Raw genomic sequence first — 21251 nt, forward strand, 5'->3', positions numbered from 1 at the left:
GTTACTATACCGGCTGGACGGTGTATAAATCATGACCTTGACGGAAGAGATCCGCGTCGCCGACGCGGCAGGCGTGCGACAGGGATGGCGGGGCTGGGCAGCCCTTGCGGTGCTCATGCTGCCGGTGCTCCTGGTGTCCGTCGACAACACGGTGCTGAGCTTCGCCCTGCCCGAGATCGCCCGCGACCTCACTCCCACGAGCGCGCAGCAGCTGTGGATTATCGACGTGTATCCGCTCGTCCTGGCAGGACTCCTCGTCACGATGGGATCGCTCGGAGACCGGTTCGGACGCCGCCGGCTGCTCATGATCGGAGCGACCGGCTTCGCAGGTATCTCCGCCCTCGCGGCCTTCGCCCCGTCGGCCGAGCTCCTCATCGCCGCCCGTGCGGCGATGGGTCTGTTCGGTGCGATGCTCATGCCCTCGACGATGTCGCTCCTGCGCAGCATCTTCACCGACCGCGACCAGCGCCGGCTCGCTATCGCAGTGTGGGCGTCGATGTTCTCGGCGGGTTCCGCGCTCGGACCCATCGTCGGAGGGCTCCTGCTGGAGCACTTCGCGTGGGGGTCGGTGTTCCTCCTCGCGGTGCCCGTCCTCATCCCGCTCCTCGTCCTCGCCCCGATCCTCGTCCCCGAGAGCCGTGACCCGAAGCCGGGCCGAGTCGACCCCGTCAGCATCGCCCTCAGCATGGCAACCATGGTGCCGATCGTCTACGCGATCAAGGAGTTCGCGGTCCACGGTCCCGGCGCCCTCCCGCTCGTCCTCGTCCTCGCGGGACTGGCCTTCGGCTGGGTGTTCGTCCGCCGTCAGCTGCGCTCGGAAGCCCCGATGCTCGACATGCGGCTGTTCGGAAAGGGGGCCTTCACGGGGGCTCTACTCGTCAACCTACTGAGCGTCGTCGCCCTCGTCGGCTTCCTCTACTTCGTCACGCAGCATCTGCAGCTGATCGTCGCCCTCAGCCCGCTCCAGGCGGGTCTCGCCCTCGTCCCGGGACTCGTGCTCATGATCATCTCGGGCCTCACTGTCGTCCCGATCTCGCGCCGGGTCTCGCCGCGGGTGGTCGTGCCCGTCGCACTCGCGCTGTCGGTCGCTGCGTACCTCGTCATCGCCGTGTCGACGGATGCGGCCGCCCTCGGCACGCTCATCGCGGCCTTCGGGCTGCTCGGCCTGGGCATCGGTGCGGCCGAGACCGTGTCGAACGAGCTGATCCTGGCGACGGCTCCGCCGGCCAAGGCAGGCGCGGCGAGTGCCGTGTCCGAGACGGCCTACGAACTCGGGGCCGTTCTCGGCACGGCGGTGCTCGGCGGCATCCTCACCGCGCTCTACCGTTCCGGGATTGTCCTGCCCGACGGGGTGCCGGCCGGTGCGGCGGACGCCGCCCGTGAGACGCTGGGCGGCGCGGTCACCGTGGCGGAGGAGCTTCCCGCAGGGCTCGGTCAGCGCGTCGTGGATGCCGCGGCGTCCGCCTTCGATGCCGGCGTCGGCGTGACCTCGATCATCGGAGCCGCACTGGTCGTCTGCGCCGCCGTGATCGCGGCCACTACGCTGAAGGGGACCCGCACCGCGCACGTCGAGCACTGACGGCGCGCGGTCCACCCCGACAACGAGGAGAGCGATGTCGCGCGTCGTGAAGCTGGCCGTCATCCCCGGAGACGGCATCGGTCCGGAGGTCGTCGCAGAAGCGGAGAAGGTGCTCGACGCCGTCACGGACGGTGCCGAGGTCGCTTTCGAGAAGACCCGGTTCTCGCTGGGCGCCGCGCGCTACCTCGAAACCGGCGACACCCTCACAGACGAAGACCTCGCCGCCATCGAATCGCACGATGCGATCCTTCTCGGCGCCGTCGGCGGGATGCCGGGGGACCCGCGTCTGAAGGACGCGAACATCGAGCGGGGCCTTCTCCTGAAGCTGCGCTTCGCACTCGATCATTACGTCAACCTGCGGCCGTCGGTGCTGTACCCGGGAGCATCCGGACCGCTCGCGAACCCCGGGGACATCGATTTCGTCGTCGTCCGCGAGGGCACCGAGGGCCCGTACGTCGGCAACGGCGGCTCCATCCGCACGGGGACCCCGTACGAGATCGCGAACGAGACGTCGGTCAACACGGCCTTCGGGATCGAACGGGTCGTCCGGTTCGCGTTCGCGCAGGCCGAGAAGCGTCGCAGCAAGCTCACCCTCGTCCACAAGACGAACGTGCTGGTCCACGCGGGCGGGATGTGGAAGCGGATCGTCGACGAGGTCGCGCAGGAGCATCCCGGCGTCGCCGTAGACTACCTGCACGTCGACGCGGCGACGATCTTCCTGGTCACGAACCCGGGCCGCTTCGATGTGATCGTCACCGACAACCTCTTCGGCGACATCCTGACCGACTTGGCCGGCGCCGTCACCGGAGGCATCGGCCTCGCCGCTTCGGGGAACATCAACCCCGACGGCGCGTTCCCGTCGATGTTCGAGCCCGTGCATGGTTCCGCGCCCGACATCGCCGGACAGCAGATCGCCGATCCCACCGCCGCGATCCTCTCCGTCGCCCTCCTGCTCGAGCACCTCGGGCTGAGCGACGAGGCCCAGCGCGTCACCCGCGCGGCCCGAGAGGACATCGAGGCGAGGGACGGCTCCACCCGCACGACCGCGCAGGTCGGCGACGCCATCACCGCACGCCTCCGGGCGTAATCTGACTGGATGCGCGTCGCGCAGACACCGCGCGAGGAACAGGAATGACATGACCCTCACCGACTCGACCGCCGCCCCGCTCACCTTCTCGGTGACGAAGAATCTGGCTGCGGCATCGCCGTCCGCCCGCGAGGAGATCCTCGCGAACCCCGGGTTCGGCACGAACTTCACCGACCACATGGTCGACATCTGCTGGTCGTCGAAGGGCGGCTGGCACCGCCCGCGCGTCTCGCCCTACGGACCCATCTCGCTGTCGCCGGCCGCCGCGGTGCTGCATTACGGCCAGGAGATCTTCGAGGGCATCAAGGCGTACCGCCACGCGGACGGCTCCATCCACACGTTCCGGCCCGACGAGAACGCCGCCCGCCTGCAGCGGTCGGCGCGACGGATGGCTCTGCCCGAACTCCCCGCCGAGTATTTCCTGCAGTCGCTCCGCGAGCTGATCGCCGTCGACGGCGCCTGGGTTCCGTCCGGTGACGACCAGAGCCTGTACCTGCGTCCGTTCATGTTCGCCAAGGAGGCCTTCCTCGGGGTTCGCCCGGCCGAGAAGGTCGCCTACTACGTGATCGCCAGCCCCGCGGGCGCCTACTTCAAGGGCGGTGTCACCCCCGTCAAGATCTGGCTGAGCGAGGACTACGCGCGTGCCGGCAAGGGCGGCACGGGAGCGGCGAAGACCGGCGGCAACTACGCCGCGAGCCTCCTGCCTCAGGCCGAGGCCTACGAGAAGGGCTGCGACCAGGTCGTGTTCCTGGACGAGGACGGCAACGTCGAAGAACTCGGCGGCATGAACGTCGTGTTCGTCATGAAGGACGGGACGCTCGTGACGCCCGAGTCGGAGTCGATCCTCGCCGGCATCACCCGCAACTCGATCCTGCAGCTCGCGGAGGACCGCGGGCACCGCGTCGAGCGCCGTCCCGTCTCGCTGACCGATTGGCGCGAGGGCGTTGCCTCGGGTGACATCGTCGAGGTGTTCGCGTGCGGAACCGCCGCCGTCGTCACCCCGATCGGAGCGCTGAAGGCGTCCGGATTCGAGGATGTGCAGCCCACGGGCACTCTCGCGCTCGAGCTCCGTCAGCACCTCACCGACATCCAGTACGGTCGCGCCGAAGACGTGCACGGCTGGCTGACGCGGCTGGACGGCTGAGCCGTGCGCATCGTCCGTTACCGCCGCAACGAGGCCATCCGTTACGGGATCATCGACGAGAAGGAGGTCGTCGAGCTCGCCGGTGACCCGATGTTCGCCGGGTTCGAGACGACGGGGGAGCGGATCCCCCTCGCCGAGATCACCCTCCTCGCCCCGTCCATCCCACGCTCCAAGGTGGTCTGCGTCGGCAAGAACTACCGGGACCACGCCGCCGAGATGGGCGGCGAGGCCCCCGGCGAACCGCTGCTGTTCCTGAAGCCGAACACGTCGGTCATCGGTCCCGATGACGCCGTCGTCCGCCCGCCGCAGTCCGAGCGCACCGATTACGAGGGCGAGCTCGCGGTGGTCATCGGCCGCGTCGCCAAGAACGTCCCCGCTGAGAAGGCCCTCGACTACGTCTTCGGCTACACGATCGGCAACGACATCACGGCGCGCGACCTGCAGCGCTCCGACGGTCAATGGTCGCGTGCCAAGGGCTTCGACACCTTCTGCCCGCTGGGTCCGATCATCGAGACCGAGTTCGACCTCGACGGCGGCGCGCGCATCGTCTCCCGGGTGAACGGCGAGGTCCGTCAGGACGGTCCGATCTCCGACATGGTGCACTCCGTGCCCGACATCATCGCCTACGCGTCGGCGGCCTTCACGCTCCTCCCGGGCGATGTGATCCTCACGGGCACGCCGGCGGGGATCGGCGAGTTCCACGCCGGTGACGTGCTCGAGGTCGAGATCACGGGTCTCGGCATCCTGCGCAACACGGCGCGGAATGCCTGACGGGGCAGATCTCACCCTCTCGACGCCCGACGTCGCCCTCATCCAGCGGCGGACGGTCGGCGTCCTCGCCGCAGGCCAGGTACTCGGCGGCGTCGCCTTCGGCTCGACGGTCTCACTGGGGGCGCTGCTGGCGGCCGACCTGTCGGGTGAGGAGTCGCTGTCGGGGTTCGCGACGGCATCCGTCACCCTCGGTGCCGCCCTGTGCGCGATCCCGCTCGCACGACTCGCCTCGGCGCAGGGGCGACGGCGTGCGCTGACCCTCGGCAACCTGCTGGCCCTCGTCGGGATCGCGGTCGTCATCACCGCGGCGGCGCTCCGCCTCTTCCCGTTGCTCCTCGTCGGCGTCATCCTCATCGGTGCCGGCAATGCGGGCAACCTGCAGTCGCGGTTCGCGGCGACCGACCTCTCGGGTCAGGCGCGTCGCGGACGCGACCTCGGCACCGTGGTGTGGGCGACGACCGTGGGCGGAGTCGTCGGCCCGCTCATGCTGACGCCCGGCGAGGCGGTCGGTCAGTGGCTCGGGATGCCGCCCCTCACCGGCTCGTACGCGTTCTCGATCGTCGCGCAGACGCTCGCCCTCATCCTCTACCTCGTCGCCCTCCGGCCCGACCCCCTGAAGGTCGCGCAGCAGCTCGCTCGCACGAGGGATGCCGGTGCGACCCGCGTCGTGGAAGTGGACCGACCGATCGTGGCCCGCTACGCGGTGTTCGCCGTGGCCGGCTCGCACGTGACGATGGCGTCGGTCATGGCCATGACCCCCGTCCACCTGGCGCACCTCGACCCCCGGAACGTGACCACGATCGTCGGCGTCACCATCGCGCTGCACGTGTTCGGGATGTACGGCCTGTCGCCGGTCTTCGGCATCCTCGCGGATCGCTGGGGTCGGCTGCAGACGATCCTCCTCGGACAGGCGATCCTCGCCGCGTCGCTCGTCACCGCGGCGATCGCTCCGAACTCGCCCACCGCGGTGCTCATCGCTCTGCTGCTCCTCGGGCTCGGGTGGAGCGCCGCGACAGTGGGCGGCGCGGCTCTGCTGACCGAGGCCACGCCCACCGAGCTCCGGCCCCGCCGGCAGGGGCGCAGCGACACGGCGATGACGCTGTCGGCGGCCGTCGGGTCCGTGCTGGCCGGCGGCATCCTCAGTCTCATCGGGTACGGCGGGCTCGCGCTCGTCGCTCTCGCGGTCGTCATCGCGATCACCGTGCTCTCTCCCTACGCGCGTCGCTGACCGAGCGGGGCGGTCGAGGGCGCGGCCGTAGACTGGACGGTGATGTCGACTGCACCGCACCCCCTCACCACGACCGCTTCCGGCTCGGACGTCCGCGTCCGCTTCTGCCCCTCGCCGACCGGCCTCCCGCACGTCGGGATGGTCCGCACCGCCCTGTTCAACTGGGCCTACGCGCGGCACACCGGAGGCAAGATGATCTTCCGCGTCGAGGACACCGACGCGGCACGCGACAGCGAGGAGAGCTACCGTCAGCTCGTCGACGCGCTCACCTGGCTCGAGATCGACTGGGACGAGGGCGTGGAGAAGGGCGGACCGCACGAGCCGTACCGCCAGTCGCAGCGTCACGAGATCTACCGCGAGGTGCTCGACAAGCTGATCGCCAGCGGCGCCGTCTACGAGTCGTACTCGACCGCTGAGGAGATCGACGCTCGCAACGCTGCGGCGGGGCGAGCGAAGCAGCTCGGCTACGACAACTACGACCGCACCCTCACCGACGAGCAGAAGGCCGCCTTCCGCGCCGAGGGACGCGAGCCGGCGTGGCGCCTGCGCGTGCCCGAGGAGGACGTGACCTACGTCGACCTCATCCGCGGCGAGGTCACCTTCCCCGCCGGGTCGTTCCCCGACTTCGTGGTAGTCCGCGCCGGTGGCATCCCGCTCTACACGTTCACCAACCCGGTCGACGATGCGCTCATGGGGATCACCCATGTCCTCCGGGGCGAGGATCTCATGCCCTCCACGGCGCGCCAGCTCGCCCTCTACGGCGCACTGATCGACGCCGGCGTGACGGGCTTCGTGCCGCGCTTCGCGCACATGCCACTCGTGCTGGGGGAGGAGGGCACCAAGAAACTCTCCAAGCGCGACCCCAAGGCCGACCTCTTCCTGCAGCGCGAGAAGGGCTTCATCCACGAGGGGCTGCTCAACTACCTCTCGCTCCTCGGCTGGTCCATCGCCTCCGACCGTGACGTGTTCACGCGGCAGGAGCTGATCGAGGCGTTCGACATCGTGAACGTCAATCCCAACCCGGCCCGCTTCGACCAGAAGAAGGCCGAGTCGATCAACGGCGACCACATCCGGATGCTGGAGCCCGACGACTTCGCGTCGCGTCTGGTCCCGTACCTGGTCGGTGCCGGCGTCGTCAGCACACCCCCCACCGACGTGCAGCGCGAGATGCTCGCCAAGGCCGCACCGCTCGTCCAGGAGCGTATGCAGATGCTCGGCGAGGCGCCTGGGCTGCTCGGCTTCCTCTTCCGTGACGTCGAGACCTACGACGAGGACGCTCTGAAGGGGCTGCCCGCCAACGCTGCCGAGGTCCTCGCCGCGTCGATCGAGGCTCTCGAGGGCGTGTCCGCCGACGCGTTCCACGCTGAGGCGATCCAGGCAGCTCTGGCGGGCTCGCTCATCGACGGGATGGGCCTGAAGCCCCGTGTGGCGTACGGGCCTGCCCGTGTCGCGCTCAGCGGCCGTCGTGTGTCGCCGCCGCTGTTCGAGTCGATGGAGCTCCTGGGCAAGGACGTGTCGATCGCGCGTCTCGAGAAGCTGCGGGCGACACGCGGCTGATGCCCCGGTTTGGCCGGGACCGCGCCGTGGGCTAAGCTTGACCCTCGGAACGGTTCCGGCCGGATCCAGTGGGGTATGGTGTAATTGGCAACACGGCGGTTTCTGGTTCCGTTGTTCTTGGTTCGAGTCCAGGTACCCCAGCAAGATGAAAAACCCCCGCTCCGGCGGGGGTTTTGCTTTTCCTGCGAGAGCTGTCGCGGCTCGCCGCGCAGGCGCACAATGGTCCCATGGGACTCTTCACGCAGCGACCCGAAGAACCGTCGGAATGGGGCGGACTCCCGTCCGAGCCGCTGGAGCCGACGAACCCGATCGACCGTCTCGGCGAGGGTCCGGTGGTCGCCGGTTGGACGCCGGACCTCTCGTCCATGACGCCCACGACGGCGACCTGGATCGAGATCCCCGTCGACCCCGCCGCCCCCGAGGGGGACGGCGGAGCCGACGGCGACTGATCCTCAGCGCATCAGGTGCGCGGGCTCACTCGATGCCCGTGCAGACCCACTGCTGCATGCGCCAGAGGATGTTGTAGAGGTTCCAGGGTTCCTCGCCGACGGGCCGCCAGGGGCGCCCGACGTGCGCGGTCCATTCAGGGAGATGACAGCAGACGCGATGTCCGAAGAGCCGGAACAGCAGCCTGCACAGGGGTGAGCGCATCATGGATGCGAGCCTTTCTCTCGATCGCCGCCCCGGGTCGGGGCTGGCGTTGGCTCGCATGCATGGCCCCAACCTATCGCGCCATGGCGATGCGGATCAGCGCATCGCGTCGCCGATGTAGGAGTACTTGACGAAGACCTCCGACGCCCAGCCGGCTTCTTCGAGCACTCCCTGCACAGCGGAGAGCATGTACTTCGAGTCCCACCCGAGGTAGAGGTACTGACCGTCGCCCAGCCGGTCCCACTGGCCGTTCCACGCCATCGCGGGGTACACCGGACCGCCCTGGCGCTCGCTGTAGTCGACGACGCTCTGGCGCGAGTCCGCCCACAACCGTGCGAAGACGCGATTGAAGAGGTATCGGACGTCCCGGACGTCCCAGTGCTCGCCGCGGTACTCGACGTAGTCGAACTCCCGCTGCCAGCCGCGAGGCCATCCGCGACGCTTCTTGGCGTCGAGGATCGGCGTCAGGTTGTCGTCGTCGATGCCCACGACAGCGGGTCGACGCCAGGCATCCATGAATCGTGCGGTCAGTCGCTCGGTGCGAGCCGCGATCTGCGGCGTCGACCACGTCTCGGCATCGGCGATCTCCCGGGTGAGGGCGACCGAGCTGGTGGCGTACGCCCTGCGCTTCTGAGCGAACGACGCGTCGAAGACCCGATCAGCCAGGTCCACCTCGAGGAGCGTCGCATTGCCGAGGGTGTGAACCAGCGCCCGGTGGGCGTTCTGCTCATCGTCGCTGAGATCCGCCCATCGACGCGACCCATCACCGGTCCAGTCGTCCGACGGTGCGGCGGGCAGGACGTGATCGACGACGAGGTCCTCGTCTGCGTCGACACCCGCCAAACGCGCGAGCACGAACCCCGCGTGAGGCAGTTCTCCGTATCGGAGTCCGACCCGGGTCCGCTCATCGGAGGGCGTGATGCGAGCGATGGCCAGTGTCAGGGCGTCCATGCCGTCGTCCGCCGCGCGGCAGAACCGAGCGACGAGGCGGTCGATCGGCAGGCCGACCACCGTCCGGCGCAGCAGCAGCGATTCGACGTGGGTCAGGGCGAGCGAGAGATCGGATGCCGAGAGCTCGGCGTGCAGGTGGTCGCGGTACAGCCGCATCGCGATCGGGTACATGCCGCGACCGAGGACGTTGATGGCGGCGAAGTGACGGGCGATGACGGGGTCGGTCGCCGTCGCCGGTTCCAGAAGAAGACGGTAGATCTCCGACAGCTCCCGCCACTGCGTCGCGTTCGCGAGGAGGGTCTCGCGGTCGAGGCGGGGGAACTCGTGCCGGAACGCGTCGTAGACACCGCGCTCGCCTTCGACGAGCACTTCGCGGCCGGTCAGCATCACGAGATAGTCCCGCCAGAAGGCCCCGATCTGCTCACCGGTGTTCGCTTCGAGCGGGAGCCAGTATTCGTTCTCGATCTCGCTCTGCTCGGAGTGCGAGAGTCCCATGAGGACGTAGTTGTGGATGAGTTCGTGGTCGCGGAGAGGCTCACCGGTCGAGTTGAGGCTCTCGAAGATCTGCTGCGCGTTGGCGTCCGCGCCCAGGGTGATCGATACATGCTCGAGCTTGCGCAGACCGCGCCAGATCGCCGCGGCTTCATCGGGGCGGATCTGGCTCCGGAAGAACGCGTAATTGTCGTCGAACCGCGACGCGCGGCCCGCGTCGGCGGGAGAGCGACGATCGAGGACCACGCTCTCGAAGACGTCCGCCCACGCCCGGTGCGGACGGAGCTTCGTCCGGAGGGGGTCGTCACGACGCACGAGGACGGCTTCGAGCTCGGTCGCGAGCTCCGGATCGTCCTCGCGGAGGGTGTGGTGGAGAGCGGCGATCAGCAGCATCAGAGTCGTCACGCGCTGCTGTCCGTCGATCAGGACGAGGTGCGCGTCTTCGTCGGCCGAGGTGCTCGCGGTGGAGAGAATCGACCCGATGAAGTGCGTCTGTCCATCGTCGCTGGCGGCGACGGCGCGGATGTCGCCGAGCAGCTGCTCGCACCCTCCGATGTCCCACCGGTACTGCCGCTGGTACACCGGAACGACGATCGTGGTGTCCGAGGCGGAGAGCCAATCGATCGTGTTGACGGCGGTTGCATCGACGTTCGTGGCGCTGCTCATGTTCCTCGAATCGCTCCTCGAATTTTCCCGGTCGAGTCTACTGACGGTCTCAGAGCCGCTAGGTAGGCTGACCTAAGTCGGGCCTGTAAAAACTTCGCTCGCCCGACAGAAAGGTTGATCCGCATGGGTTACATCAAGAGTGCTCTGCTCGAGGAGACCGGCTACGTCGTCCTCGACATGTACGGCAAGGAAATCGATCCCAAGGAATGGCTCGACATCGAGTACGTCGACTGGAAGTCCTCCGGCGACACCCGGTTCGCGCCGCTCGCGTCGGCGAAGGGTGAGATCGAGTGCAACGGGTTCTGGAACCACCAGCCGCCGCGCACCGACAAGGACGGCGTCTGGATCCCGTCTCAGACCGAGAAGGCTCCCACTCTCACCGAGCGCGCCCTCGAGCCCGGCTCGAACGTCGGTCGCTGCCGCATCATCGAGCTGCAGCCGAACACCTACGCCGATGCGCTGTACAACCTGCACCAGGACGACAACAACCGTCTGAACCCCGACGGAACCGGGTGGGTCGTCCGCAGCTTCTTCAACCTCACCGACGACAAGGACAGCTTCTTCGTCCTGCGCGACAACCGCACCGACCCGAACGGCGAGACGCGCATCGCGTTGCCGGCGGGCGCGCAGCTCGTCATCGACACGCAGCGCCTCTGGCACGCCGCGTACCACCCGGGTGACGCTCCCCGGTACTGCCTCATCACCTCGTGGGAGTCGGGCCCCGAGCTCGACGCCTACATGGAGAAGTACAACGGCGTGAACACCGTCGAGAGCGTTCCGCTCGACCAGGAGACCATCGACGCCGGTCAGGCTGAGCAGGAGCGTCGCATCGCCGCTCGTGCCGCCGCGCTCGCGGCCCGTGGTCAGCGGGAAGTCCTCGCCATGAGTGAGGCCTGAGCCACCGAGTAGCGAACGACGCCCCCGGTTTTAGGCCGGGGGCGTCGGTCTATATCCCGTTCTTGTTTCGTGTTGGTTTCTGTTGTAACGTGTGGACTTGTTCGAGGAGGACCACATGTACGCAACGGAGCGCCAGCAGCAGATCGAGCGGCTGATCGCGAGCGACGGCCGCGTCGCCGTCATGGACCTCGCCGACCGCTTCAGCGTCACGAGCGAAACCGTGCGTCGCGATCTCGCCGCCCTCGAACGGGCGGGGGTCGTTCGGCGCGTCCACGGGGGAGCGGTGCACCGTGCTCGCGCCAGCACCGCGGAAGCCTCCGTCGCCGAGCGTGCCTCGCAGCGCAGCGGCTCCAAGCAGTCCATCGCCCGCGCTGCGGTCGATCTTCTCGGCTCGGACCTCGACGGCGCCCTGTATCTGGACGCCGGGACCACGACCGGTGCGATCGCGCAGCTCCTCGCCACGGGTCCGCATCCCGCCGGTGACCTCGAGGTCGTCACGCACTCGATGTCGGTCGCGCACATCCTGGCGGGAGCGCAGGGGATCGGCTTGACGGCGATCGGGGGGCGCGTCCGCGGGCTCACCGCCGCGGCCGTCGGCGCGCAGACGGTGGAGGCCATCACCCGCCTACGCCCGGACATCGCTTTCATCGGCACCAACGGCGTCGCTGCCGGGTTCGGACTCAGCACGCCGGACCCCGACGAGGCGGCCGTCAAGCGCGCGATCGTCGCATCCGCGCGGCGGATCGTCGTGGTCGCCGATGGCGACAAGTTCGATGCGGAACTCCTCGTCTCGTTCGCGTCGCTCTCGGACGTGGATGTGCTCCTGACCGATGCGACGCCCGACGGTGTTCTCGCTGACGCGCTCCGCGAGGCCGACGTGGAGGTGCTCGTCGCATGATCGTCACGCTGACCACGAATCCGTCGCTCGACCGCACCGTCTCCCTGGGGGCGCCCCTGCGCATCGGCGACGTCCAAGCCGCCCTCGGAGCGCGCGAGGACGCCGGCGGAAAGGGAATCAATGTCGCCCGCGTCGTTGCGGCCGCCGGCCGTCCGACTCTCGCGGTCCTTCCGCTGGATCCGACGGATCCCTTCGCCGGAGCCCTGAACGCGACCGGCATCCCGGTGCAGACCGTGCCGCATGACGGCGCCACCCGCGCCAACATCACGATCGCCGACGACGTCGGCACCACCACGAAACTCAACCTTCCGGGCGCGATGCTCACCGAAGCGGATGCCGCGGCCCTCACCGCCGCCGTGGTCGCCGCATCCGAGGGGGCGGAATGGCTGGTGCTCGCGGGCTCCCTCGCCCCGGGACTTCGCGAGGATTACTACGTCACCGTCATCGAGTCCGTCAGGTCCGCATGGGGTGCGTCCGCGCCGCGGATCGCCGTCGACACGTCCGGTCCCGCTCTGGCGGCGGCTGTCGCTTCGGGGCGTCCCGATCTCATCAAGCCGAACGACGAGGAGCTCGCGGAACTGGCCGGACGCGACCTGGATGCCGCGCTCAGCCTCCCCGAGGCCGTCGCCGCGATCGCGGGGGACCTCGTCCCGGGCGCGGTCGGCGCAGCGCTCGTCACCCTCGGCGGCGACGGAGCCGTACTCGTGACCGCTGACGGGTGCTGGCACGGGACGCCACCGCCCACGCGGGTCCGAAGCACCGTCGGTGCAGGCGACAGTTCGCTCGCCGGATACCTCCTCGCCGAAACCGCCGGTGCTGCACCCGAGGATCGGTTGCGCTCCGGCATCCGATACGGATCCGCCGCTGCGTCGCTCCCCGGCACGCAACCCCCGACCCCGAACGACCTGTCGACCGGTGACGTGCCGGTGCGACGACTCCTGCAGCAGGACAACCCGACCACTGGAGGTCACCGTGACTGAGATCATCACCGCGGAACTCGTCAGTATCGACGAGCCGCTCGGCGCCGACAAGCGCGCCGTCATCGACGCGCTCGCGCATCGCGTCGCGGCGCAGGGGAGGGCCACCGACGGTGCCCGCCTGGCCGACGACGCCTGGGCCCGGGAGGAGAAGGACGAGACCGGCCTTCCCGGCGGCATCGCCATCCCGCATGCGAAGAGTGCTGCGGTCACTCAGGCGTCGCTCGCCTTCGCGCGGCTGAACCCGGGAGTCGACTTCGGCGCCGAGGACGGCGGGGCCGACCTCGTCTTCCTCATCGCGGCTCCCGACACCGCGGCCGAGGAACACCTCGCCGTGTTGTCGAAGCTCGCGCGCAGCCTCATGCGCGACGACTTCACCGCTGGTCTTCGCGCTGCCACGACAGCCGACGAGGTGGTCGCCATCGTGCGCGATGCGATCTCGGACGCCCCGGCCCCCGCGGCAGCCGATGCACCGGCACCCGCGTCCCGCGCCGAGGCCCGCGGGGCGGCGCCGTCCGCGTCGGCCACGGACGACGCCCTCATGATCGACGGCCGCCCGGCACGCATCGTCGCCGTCACCGCCTGCGCCACAGGCATCGCGCACACCTTCATGGCGGCGGACGCCCTCACCGCGACCGGTCAGAAGGAGGGCGTCGACCTCACCGTCGAGCCGCAGGGCTCGAGCGGCTACAAGGCCCTCGACCAGCGGATCATCGACGAGGCGGACGCCGTCATCTTCGCCGTCGATGTCGACGTCCGTGAGCAGGCGCGGTTCGCCGGCAAGCCCGTGGTCCGCTCCGGTGTGAAGCGCGGCATCGAGCAGCCCGCCCAGATGGTCCGTGAAGCCGTCGCCGCGGCGAAGAATCCGAACGCGCCGCGCGTTCCCGCAGCCTCCGGTGCCGCGGTGGCGAGCGAAGCCACGCCGACCTCGCTCGGTGGCGCGATCCGCCGTGCCCTGCTCACCGGGGTGAGCTACATGATCCCGTTCGTGGCCGGCGGCGGTCTGCTGATCGCGCTTGGTTTCGCTCTCGCCGGGTACAAGATCGCGAACACCGCAGACGGGAACACTGTCAACAACGCGATCTTCACGCTGCAGAACTTCACCCTGTGGAACCTGCCGCCCGAAGGTCTCGACTACTACCTCGGTGCGGCGGCATTCCAGATCGGTCAGCTGTCCTTCGGCTTCCTCGTGCCGGCGCTGGCCGGCTACATCGCGTACGGGCTCGCGGACCGCCCGGGCATCGCCCCCGGTTTCGTCGCCGGTGCCGCGGCCACCTTCATGGGTGCGGGCTTCATCGGCGCCATCGTCGGCGGCCTGCTCGCCGGTCTCGCGGCGTGGTGGCTCAACCGACTGTCGGTCCCGCGCTGGCTGCGCGGCCTCATGCCGGTCGTCATCATCCCGCTGCTCGGCTCGATCTTCGCGTCGGGGCTGCTGCTGTTCGTGTTCGGCGGCCCGATCGCCGCGCTCACGAAGCTCCTCAACGACTGGTTGTCCGGACTCTCGGGCGCCGGTGTGATCCTGCTCGGCGTCATCCTCGGGCTCATGATGTGCTTCGACCTCGGCGGGCCGCTCAACAAGGTCGCGTACGGCTTCGCCACGGCGAACCTCGCGCAGGGCATCGCCGGAGACGAGCGCTACCTGCAGATCATGGCGGCCGTCATGGCGGCCGGAATGGTCCCGCCCCTCGCCATGGCGCTCGCCTCGACCGTCCTCGGGCGCAAGCTCTTCACGGCTCCCGAGCGTGAGAACGGCAAGGCGGCGTGGCTGCTCGGCGCCGCGTTCATCTCGGAGGGTGCCATCCCGTTCGCCGCGGCCGACGTCTTCCGCGTCATCCCCTCGGCGATGCTCGGTGGCGCGGTGACCGGCGCGCTGTCGATGTTCTTCGGAATCACTTCGCGCGCTCCGCACGGCGGTGTCTTCGTCTTCTTCGCCATCGACAACTTCTGGCTGTGGCTGCTGTCGATCGCTGTCGGCACCGTCGTGAGCGCCGTCTCGGTCGTTCTGCTCAAGCGCTACGTGCGCCGTCGCCCCATCGAGGCCGACGTGCCCGCCGTCGCCGTCACGGCATAGTCTCGTCATACCGACTCAAGGAGGAACCCCAGATGGCCGAACGGACCGCAACCGTCGCGAGCAGCTCCGGACTGCACGCCCGCCCCGCCAAGCTCTTCGTGCAGGCGGTCAAGGAGACGGGAGTGCCCGTCACGATCGCCGTTCCCGGTGGTCCCGATCAGAACGCCGGCAGCATCCTCACCCTCATGGGGCTGGGCGCGACGCAGGGCACGGTCGTGACGCTCAAGGCCGAGGGCGAGGGCGCCGACGAGGCGCTCGACAAGCTCGTCGCCTTCATCGAGACGGATCACGACGCCGAGTGAGTCTCGATCCCCCTGAATGACGGATGCCGCGGAGTGAGAGCCCCGCGGCATCCGTCATTTCCGCCGGTGCGATCAGAGGTCGGTGGACTGACCGGGCTCGAGCTCGACGAATTCGCCGCCGTTCTGCTCGGTCGCCCACCTGAGGCGGTCGCGATGCATCGCGAGGCCCGCGCGCGACAGGGTCATGTCGTGGGTGCCGAACGCACGACGGGGTTTCACCGCGAGCACGTAGTCGATCGCCTCGCCGATCTTCAACCAGGGAGCCCCGACGGGGGCCGCGAGAAGGCCGACCTCGACGCCTTCGGGCACGGCGTACGAATCGCCGGGGTAGTAGAACTCGTCGTTGACGAGCACGCCCAGGTTGTCGATGACCGGGATCGACTCGTGGATCACGGCGTGCGTGCCGCCGAAGAACCGCATCCGGAACGGGCCGAGGTCGGGTTCGTCCCCGACGCTCACGGTCGTGACGTCGTAATCGGATGCCGCAGCAGCGACCCCGGCAGGCCCGAACACCGGCACCGCCGGCGCCTGTGACCGGATGGCGTCGAGTTGCGCGGGTGTCCAGTGGTCGGGGTGCTCATGAGTGATCACGAGGCCGACGAGGTTACCGAGATCGTCGAGGGGGAGGGTGAACGACCCCGGGTCGATGAGGAGGGTTTTACCCTCGCTGTCGAGGCGGAGGCAGGCATGTTCGTGCTTCGTAACGCGCATGCATCCAATCAACTCAGGACGCGCAGGCGTTGGCAAGGGCGCACCGATTTTGCACGACTGTGAACGTCGTGCATAATTGAACGGTTGCCTCCGCAGGGAGGGAACGAAAAGTACGGCCCCATCGTATAGCGGCCTAGTACGCCGCCCTCTCACGGCGGTAACGCGGGTTCGAATCCCGCTGGGGTCACACAGATGATGAAACCCCCGACCATCAGGTCGGGGGTTTCGTCGTTGCGGCGGCCCCTCAGTCCGCCTCGGTCGCGACCCTCGCGCGTCGGTTCCGTCGTCCGCGCCGCACCGCACGGACGACGACGATGACGACGGCGACGATGGCGAGCCAGGGGAGAAGGAAGCCCAGCCCGATCACGACGCCGTTGAGGGTCACGAGGAGCGCATTCCACCCGGTGGCGAGTCCGTCGCCGAAACCCTCCGGTTCCGCGGACACCTTCTGACCGGGGCGAGAGAGCGTGATCGTCGCACTCGAGAGCGCCACGTCGTCCGAGAGGGCCTTCTCCTGCGCCCGCAGCGAATCGAGGTCCGCCTGTCGCTGGGCGAGGGCATCCTCGGCCGCGAGCACGTCCGCTGTGGTCGCGGCATCCGCGATCAACCCCCTGAGCCGCTCGACGGATGTCTCGAGTGCGGTGGCCCGGGCACGTAGATCCGTCGTCTCGGCCGTGACGTCCTCCCGTGAGATGTCCGTCGCCCGGACGGTACCGAGGTCATCGAGGTCCCGCAGGAAGTCCGCGAGGCCCGACGCGGGGACGCGAACCGTGAGGCGGGCGTCCGCCGATTCCGCCGTCTCTCCCGTCGCCGCATCGTTGACGTTCAGGGACTCGACGTAGCCTCCGGATGCCTGGGCCCTGGCGGCGATCTCATCGGCAGCGCCCGAAGGATCATCGACTTCGAGGCGCGACTCGGCGCGAGCCGCAACGGCTCGCTCGCCGACGCGTGTCACTGCGGCGTCGGAGTCCTCGAGGTCGTGGAGCCCGCCGCTCATCTCGCTGCCGCCCCCATCCGGACGTGTCATCGACTCCTCGGAGGCGGCACCGCCCGCCAGCGAGCCGGCACCATCGGTTCCCACACCACCGACGACGGCCGGCCCGATGAATCCGGCGACCACGATGACGGCCGCCGCCGCCCCGGCATACGCCCAAGCGCGTCGACGGCCACCCCCCGGGGTCTCGCGAGGAGGGCGTCCGGCCTCGGCGATCTCATCGAACAACGCCCGTTCGATCTCGTCCTGCCGTGTCCGGGTCAGGGTGGGCAGGACAATGTCGTCCCTGGTCATGATCCCTCCGTCCCCAGGGCGGTCCGCAGTCGTGTGCGGACGCGCGAGAGTCGGTTGCGGACCACGGCGTGAGAGATGCCCAGCTCCTCCGCGGCCGCGGCGTAGGCATATCCCTCCGTCGCGCAGAGGCGGAAGATCTGCTGGTCCAACGGTGAGAGCGTCCCGAGTTCGGCGACGACGCGTTCGGCGAGCGCCGACCCGATGACCTGGTCCTCCACGTCGACCGTGGCGGGGATCATCTCATCCGCTGCGGCCGCCGTATTCAGGCGGTCGCGGCGCTGCCGCCGCATCCGGTTCGCGCTCTGGAACCGGCAGATCGTGACGAGCCAGGGCAGAAGCGAATCACTGATGAGGTCGAGTGTCGGCAGACGCCGCCACGCGACCAGGAAGGTCTCCTGCATGACGTCCTCCGCATCGGATGTGTCTCCGAGGAGCCCGTGGGCGAGCCAGTAGACCGGACGCGCGTACGCGCGATAGAGCTCCCGGAAGGCCTGCTGGTCGCCGCGCGCGGCGGCTGCCACCAGGTCCGCATCACTCCTCGCGGGCGCGTCGGCCATGGCATCCTCGTTCGTTCTGTCGATGGGGGAGTGTCGCCACTGCCGGGATCGTCTCAGACACCTCGAAAGGTACTCTTAGGGTCGCCCCCGCACGAAAGGCCCCCATGGAGCTCCCCCTCTGGTTCGAGGTCGGCTCGCTCGTCGGTCTGACGCTCATCCTCGTCGCCGACCTGCTGCTGATCATCAAGCGCCCGCACGTTCCATCGACGAAGGAATCGACTCTCTGGGTCGTCTTCTACGTCGGGCTCGCGTTGCTCTTCGCGCTGCTGATGCTGGTCGTCACGAACGGCGAGTACGCGGGTCAGTTCGTGGCCGGCTGGCTCACCGAGTACAGCCTGTCCATCGACAACCTGTTCGTCTTCGTCTTGATCATGAGTCAGTTCTCGGTGCCCCGCGCGGCGCAGCAGAAGGTGCTCATGGTCGGCATCATCATCGCCCTGATCCTCCGCGGCATCTTCATCCTTCTCGGCGCCGCCATCATCGAGCAGTTCAGCTGGGTCTTCTACCTCTTCGGTGCTTTCCTCATCTACACCGCCTGGAAGCAGGCCTTCGACGGTGACGACGACGAGGACGAGGAGAAGAAGGAGAGTTTCCTCGTCCGGCTCCTGCGACGCCGGATGAAGGTCAGCGAGGAGTACGACGGTGCGAAGGTGCGCACCGTCATCGACGGCAAGAAGATCTTCACACCGATGATCATCGTGTTCGCGGCTCTCGGCATGACCGACCTCTTGTTCGCGATCGACTCGATCCCGGCGATCTTCGGCATCACGCAGAGCGCCTTCATCGTCTTCACCGCGAACATCTTCGCGCTCATGGGTCTCCGCCAGCTGTACTTCCTCCTCGGCGGGCTGCTGGACCGTCTGAAGTACCTGCACTTCGGGATCGCGTTCATCCTCGCCTTCATCGGCGTGAAGCTCGTCCTGCACGCGATGCACGAGAACGAGCTCCCGTTCATCAACGGCGGCGAGCACGTCGAGTGGGCACCCGAGATCTCGACGTGGGTGTCACTGGGCGTGATCGTCGGCTCGATGGCGGTCGCGACGATCGCCAGCCTGGTGGCCGCGCGCCGGGAGGGATTGCGGGAGCCGGTACCGGCGACGGGACCGACGCCGGTACGTCATGCGGAGGACGTCGCCGAGGAACAGGGCACGCCTCGCACCGTCGACCCGCACCCGTCGGACGGGGAAGCGCCTCGTTGAGACCACGGCGGGTCGCCCTCGCGCTGGCGTCGCCGCCCCGGTGGTAGTCTGACGCCGTGCGGACCGCTCGACTCCTTATCGGCCGCGACGAGACCTCCTTCTGAGCCCCCTCTCGTCGCGGAGGCTGTCGCGGGCGCCATCCGACATCAGGAGACATCATGAGCACGATTCCCGACCGTCCCCGGACCCTCGCCGAGAAGGTGTGGGACGACCACCTCGTCGTGAAGGGTGAGGACGGCAGCCCCGACCTCATCTACATCGACCTCCACCTCGTGCACGAGGTGACGAGTCCGCAGGCCTTCGACGGCCTCCGCGCTGAGGGGCGGCCGGTCCGCCGTCTCGACCTCACGATCGCGACGGAGGACCACAACACGCCGACGCTCGAGATCGACAAGCCGATCGCCGACCTCACGAGCCGCACCCAGATCGAGACCCTTCGGCGCAACGCCGAGGAGTTCGGCGTCCGCCTGCACTCGCTGGGCGACAAGGAGCAGGGCATCGTCCACGTCGTGGGACCGCAGCTGGGTCTGACGATGCCGGGCATCACGGTCGTCTGCGGCGACTCGCACACCTCCACCCACGGCGCGTTCGGCGCGATGGCGTTCGGTATCGGGACGAGCGAGGTCGAGCACGTCCTCGCGACGCAGACCCTGCCCCTCAAGCCCTTCAAGACGATGGCGATCACCGTCGAGGGCACACTGAAGCCCGGCGTGAGCGCGAAAGACATCATCCTGGCGATCATCGCCAAGATCGGCGCCAACGGCGGGCAGGGTTACGTGCTCGAGTTCCGCGGCTCCGCCATCCGCTCCCTGTCGATGGAGGGGCGCATGACGATCTGCAACATGTCGATCGAGGCGGGTGCCCGAGCCGGCATGATCGCGCCGGACGAGACGACGTTCGCCTACGTCAAGGACAAGCCGCACGCCCCCCGGGGAGCCGATTGGGACGAAGCAGTCGCCTACTGGCGGACGCTGCCCTCCGACGAGGGGGCCGTCTACGACGCCGAGGTGTTCCTCGACGCCGACGAGCTCGAGCCTTTCGTCACGTGGGGCACGAATCCCGGCCAAGGCGTCTCGCTGAGCGGCGTCATCCCGGACCCTGCGCAGATGACCGATCCCAACGAACGTGCAGCGGCCGAGCGGGCGCTCGAGTACATGGACCTCGCGCCGGGCACGGCGTTGAAGGACGTGGCGGTGGATGCCGTCTTCATGGGCTCGTGCACGAACAGCCGCATCGAGGACCTCCGTCAGTTCGCGTCGATCGTGCAGGGCCGGGCGAAGGCCCCGGGCGTTCGGGTGATGGTGGTCCCGGGCTCCGCCCGGGTGCGCCTCGAGGCCGAGGCCGAAGGGCTCGACAAGGTCTTCACCGACTTCGGAGCGGAGTGGCGCTTCGCCGGTTGTTCAATGTGCCTCGGAATGAACCCCGACCAGCTCGCCCCGGGCGAGCGGTGCGCCTCGACCAGCAACCGTAACTTCGAGGGCCGCCAAGGAAAGGGCGGTCGTACCCACCTCGTGTCACCGCTGGTGGCTGCCGCGACGGCCGTCCTCGGTCGCCTCGCGAGCCCCAGCGATCTCGATGCCCTGACCCTGACGGAGGCCTGACATGGAGAAGTTCACCCGCCACACCGGCGTCGGCGTGCCCCTGAAGCGCTCGGCGGTCGACACGGACCAGATCATCCCCGCCGTCTACCTCAAGCGCGTCACGAAGACGGGGTTCGAGGATGCGCTCTTCGCGAACTGGCGCCAGGACCCCGGATTCGTCCTCAACCAGGATGCTTACCGCGATGGGTCCGTCCTCGTCGCCGGCCCGGATTTCGGGACGGGGTCGAGTCGTGAGCACGCCGTCTGGGCTCTTCGCGACTACGGATTCCGTGTCGTCCTCAGCACGAAGTTCGCCGACATCTTCCGTGGCAACTCCGGCAAGCAGGGCCTCGTGACCGGGGTCGTCACCGAGGAGGTGCTGGAGGCCATCTGGGCGGCTCTCGAGGCCGACCCGGGCCGCGACATCACCGTGGACCTCGAGACACGCACGGTGGCGGTCGGCGACCTCCAGGCCTCGTTCGACATCGACGATTACACTAGGTGGCGGCTTCTCGAAGGGCTCGACGACATCGGGCTCACGCTGCGCAGCGAAGAACAGATCGCGCAGTTCGAGGCGCGCCGCGAGGCGTGGCGGCCGCGGACGCTCCCCGTCCGCTGATCGGCCAGCGCCCCGCACGACGGGGC

At 68.7% G+C, this 21251-nt stretch carries 20 protein-coding genes and 2 tRNA genes; 17 read left to right on the plus strand and 5 right to left on the minus strand.

The window, feature by feature from the left end:
• Positions 1 to 31: 31 nt before the first annotated feature.
• The 8 genes from BBA86_RS04060 (at position 32) to BBA86_RS04095 (ending at position 7815) form a co-directional block, all read left to right on the plus strand.
• On the plus strand, positions 32 to 1579 hold the full coding sequence (locus BBA86_RS04060) for an MFS transporter (RefSeq protein ID WP_065570407.1): 1548 nt from the start codon (positions 32 to 34) through the stop codon (positions 1577 to 1579).
• A gap of 34 nt (positions 1580 to 1613) precedes the next feature.
• Positions 1614 to 2666, plus strand: a complete 1053-nt coding sequence (locus tag BBA86_RS04065; protein WP_065570408.1) for a 3-isopropylmalate dehydrogenase — start codon at positions 1614 to 1616, stop codon at positions 2664 to 2666.
• Positions 2667 to 2715: 49 nt separating this feature from the next.
• Positions 2716 to 3810, plus strand: a complete 1095-nt coding sequence (locus BBA86_RS04070) for a branched-chain amino acid aminotransferase (RefSeq protein WP_020097180.1) — start codon at positions 2716 to 2718, stop codon at positions 3808 to 3810.
• Between the two features lie 3 nt (positions 3811 to 3813).
• The gene (locus tag BBA86_RS04075) at positions 3814 to 4581 is read left to right on the plus strand and encodes a fumarylacetoacetate hydrolase family protein (RefSeq protein ID WP_018188089.1); all 768 of its coding nucleotides are present in this window, start codon (positions 3814 to 3816) and stop codon (positions 4579 to 4581) included.
• Complete coding sequence (locus BBA86_RS04080) at positions 4574 to 5809, plus strand: MFS transporter (RefSeq protein ID WP_065570409.1); 1236 nt, start codon at positions 4574 to 4576, stop codon at positions 5807 to 5809. The genes BBA86_RS04075 and BBA86_RS04080 overlap by 8 nt, the downstream gene beginning before the upstream one ends.
• Positions 5810 to 5851: 42 nt before the next feature.
• Entirely contained in the window at positions 5852 to 7366 is a 1515-nt protein-coding gene (gltX, locus tag BBA86_RS04085; RefSeq protein ID WP_065570410.1) for a glutamate--tRNA ligase, read from the plus strand.
• Positions 7367 to 7435: 69 nt separating this feature from the next.
• A tRNA-Gln gene (locus BBA86_RS04090) sits at positions 7436 to 7507 on the plus strand.
• Between the two features lie 86 nt (positions 7508 to 7593).
• Positions 7594 to 7815, plus strand: a complete 222-nt coding sequence (locus tag BBA86_RS04095; RefSeq protein ID WP_065572171.1) for a hypothetical protein — start codon at positions 7594 to 7596, stop codon at positions 7813 to 7815.
• A gap of 25 nt (positions 7816 to 7840) precedes the next feature.
• Here the strand turns inward: BBA86_RS04095 and BBA86_RS04100 are convergent, their stop codons facing one another.
• Both BBA86_RS04100 and BBA86_RS04105 read right to left on the minus strand, forming a co-directional pair.
• A complete protein-coding gene (locus BBA86_RS04100; RefSeq protein ID WP_065570411.1) occupies positions 7841 to 8020 on the minus strand; it encodes a hypothetical protein in 180 nt (59 codons plus the stop codon).
• Positions 8021 to 8113: 93 nt separating this feature from the next.
• The gene (locus tag BBA86_RS04105; RefSeq protein ID WP_065570412.1) at positions 8114 to 10126 is read right to left on the minus strand and encodes a DUF262 domain-containing protein; all 2013 of its coding nucleotides are present in this window, start codon (positions 10124 to 10126) and stop codon (positions 8114 to 8116) included.
• Positions 10127 to 10249: 123 nt separating this feature from the next.
• On the opposite strand from BBA86_RS04105, the gene BBA86_RS04110 reads away from it, so the two are divergent.
• The 5 genes from BBA86_RS04110 (at position 10250) to BBA86_RS04130 (ending at position 15271) form a co-directional block, all read left to right on the plus strand.
• Positions 10250 to 11023, plus strand: a complete 774-nt coding sequence (locus tag BBA86_RS04110; RefSeq protein WP_065570413.1) for a hypothetical protein — start codon at positions 10250 to 10252, stop codon at positions 11021 to 11023.
• 115 nt (positions 11024 to 11138) lie between these two features.
• Complete coding sequence (locus BBA86_RS04115) at positions 11139 to 11921, plus strand: DeoR/GlpR family DNA-binding transcription regulator (RefSeq protein WP_065572172.1); 783 nt, start codon at positions 11139 to 11141, stop codon at positions 11919 to 11921.
• Entirely contained in the window at positions 11918 to 12901 is a 984-nt protein-coding gene (locus BBA86_RS04120) for a 1-phosphofructokinase family hexose kinase (RefSeq protein ID WP_065570414.1), read from the plus strand. The genes BBA86_RS04115 and BBA86_RS04120 overlap by 4 nt, the downstream gene beginning before the upstream one ends.
• On the plus strand, positions 12894 to 14969 hold the full coding sequence (locus tag BBA86_RS04125) for a fructose-specific PTS transporter subunit EIIC (RefSeq protein WP_065570415.1): 2076 nt from the start codon (positions 12894 to 12896) through the stop codon (positions 14967 to 14969). Before BBA86_RS04120 ends, BBA86_RS04125 begins: the two co-directional genes overlap by 8 nt.
• Before the next feature lie 32 nt (positions 14970 to 15001).
• Positions 15002 to 15271, plus strand: coding sequence for an HPr family phosphocarrier protein (locus BBA86_RS04130; RefSeq protein ID WP_018188079.1), 270 nt, complete (start codon positions 15002 to 15004; stop codon positions 15269 to 15271).
• 72 nt (positions 15272 to 15343) lie between these two features.
• On the opposite strand, the gene BBA86_RS04135 is transcribed toward BBA86_RS04130, so the two are convergent.
• Positions 15344 to 15982, minus strand: a complete 639-nt coding sequence (locus BBA86_RS04135) for an MBL fold metallo-hydrolase (RefSeq protein ID WP_065570416.1) — start codon at positions 15980 to 15982, stop codon at positions 15344 to 15346.
• A 114-nt stretch (positions 15983 to 16096) separates the two neighbouring features.
• On the opposite strand from BBA86_RS04135, the gene BBA86_RS04140 reads away from it, so the two are divergent.
• Positions 16097 to 16169 (plus strand) — tRNA-Glu (locus BBA86_RS04140).
• Between the two features lie 57 nt (positions 16170 to 16226).
• On the opposite strand, the gene BBA86_RS04145 is transcribed toward BBA86_RS04140, so the two are convergent.
• Positions 16227 to 17270 carry a DUF4349 domain-containing protein gene (locus BBA86_RS04145; protein ID WP_065570417.1) on the minus strand — a complete coding sequence of 348 codons (1044 nt, stop codon included), beginning with the start codon at positions 17268 to 17270 and terminating at the stop codon, positions 16227 to 16229.
• Complete coding sequence (locus BBA86_RS04150) at positions 17267 to 17827, minus strand: RNA polymerase sigma factor (RefSeq protein WP_065570418.1); 561 nt, start codon at positions 17825 to 17827, stop codon at positions 17267 to 17269. The genes BBA86_RS04145 and BBA86_RS04150 overlap by 4 nt, the downstream gene beginning before the upstream one ends.
• Positions 17828 to 17931: 104 nt before the next feature.
• Here BBA86_RS04150 and BBA86_RS04155 point away from each other — a divergent pair, with 104 nt between their 5' ends.
• From BBA86_RS04155 to leuD, 3 genes are all read left to right on the plus strand, one after another.
• The gene (locus BBA86_RS04155; RefSeq protein WP_065570419.1) at positions 17932 to 19026 is read left to right on the plus strand and encodes a TerC family protein; all 1095 of its coding nucleotides are present in this window, start codon (positions 17932 to 17934) and stop codon (positions 19024 to 19026) included.
• 158 nt (positions 19027 to 19184) lie between these two features.
• Positions 19185 to 20627, plus strand: coding sequence for a 3-isopropylmalate dehydratase large subunit (gene leuC, locus BBA86_RS04160; protein ID WP_065570420.1), 1443 nt, complete (start codon positions 19185 to 19187; stop codon positions 20625 to 20627).
• Between the two features lies 1 nt (position 20628).
• Positions 20629 to 21225 (plus strand): 3-isopropylmalate dehydratase small subunit, encoded by a 597-nt coding sequence (gene leuD, locus BBA86_RS04165; protein ID WP_065570421.1) that lies wholly within the window; start codon positions 20629 to 20631, stop codon positions 21223 to 21225.
• Positions 21226 to 21251: the final 26 nt, after the last annotated feature.

The organism is Microbacterium oleivorans (genome assembly GCF_001691565.1).
GTDB lineage: Bacteria > Actinomycetota > Actinomycetes > Actinomycetales > Microbacteriaceae > Microbacterium > Microbacterium oleivorans_B.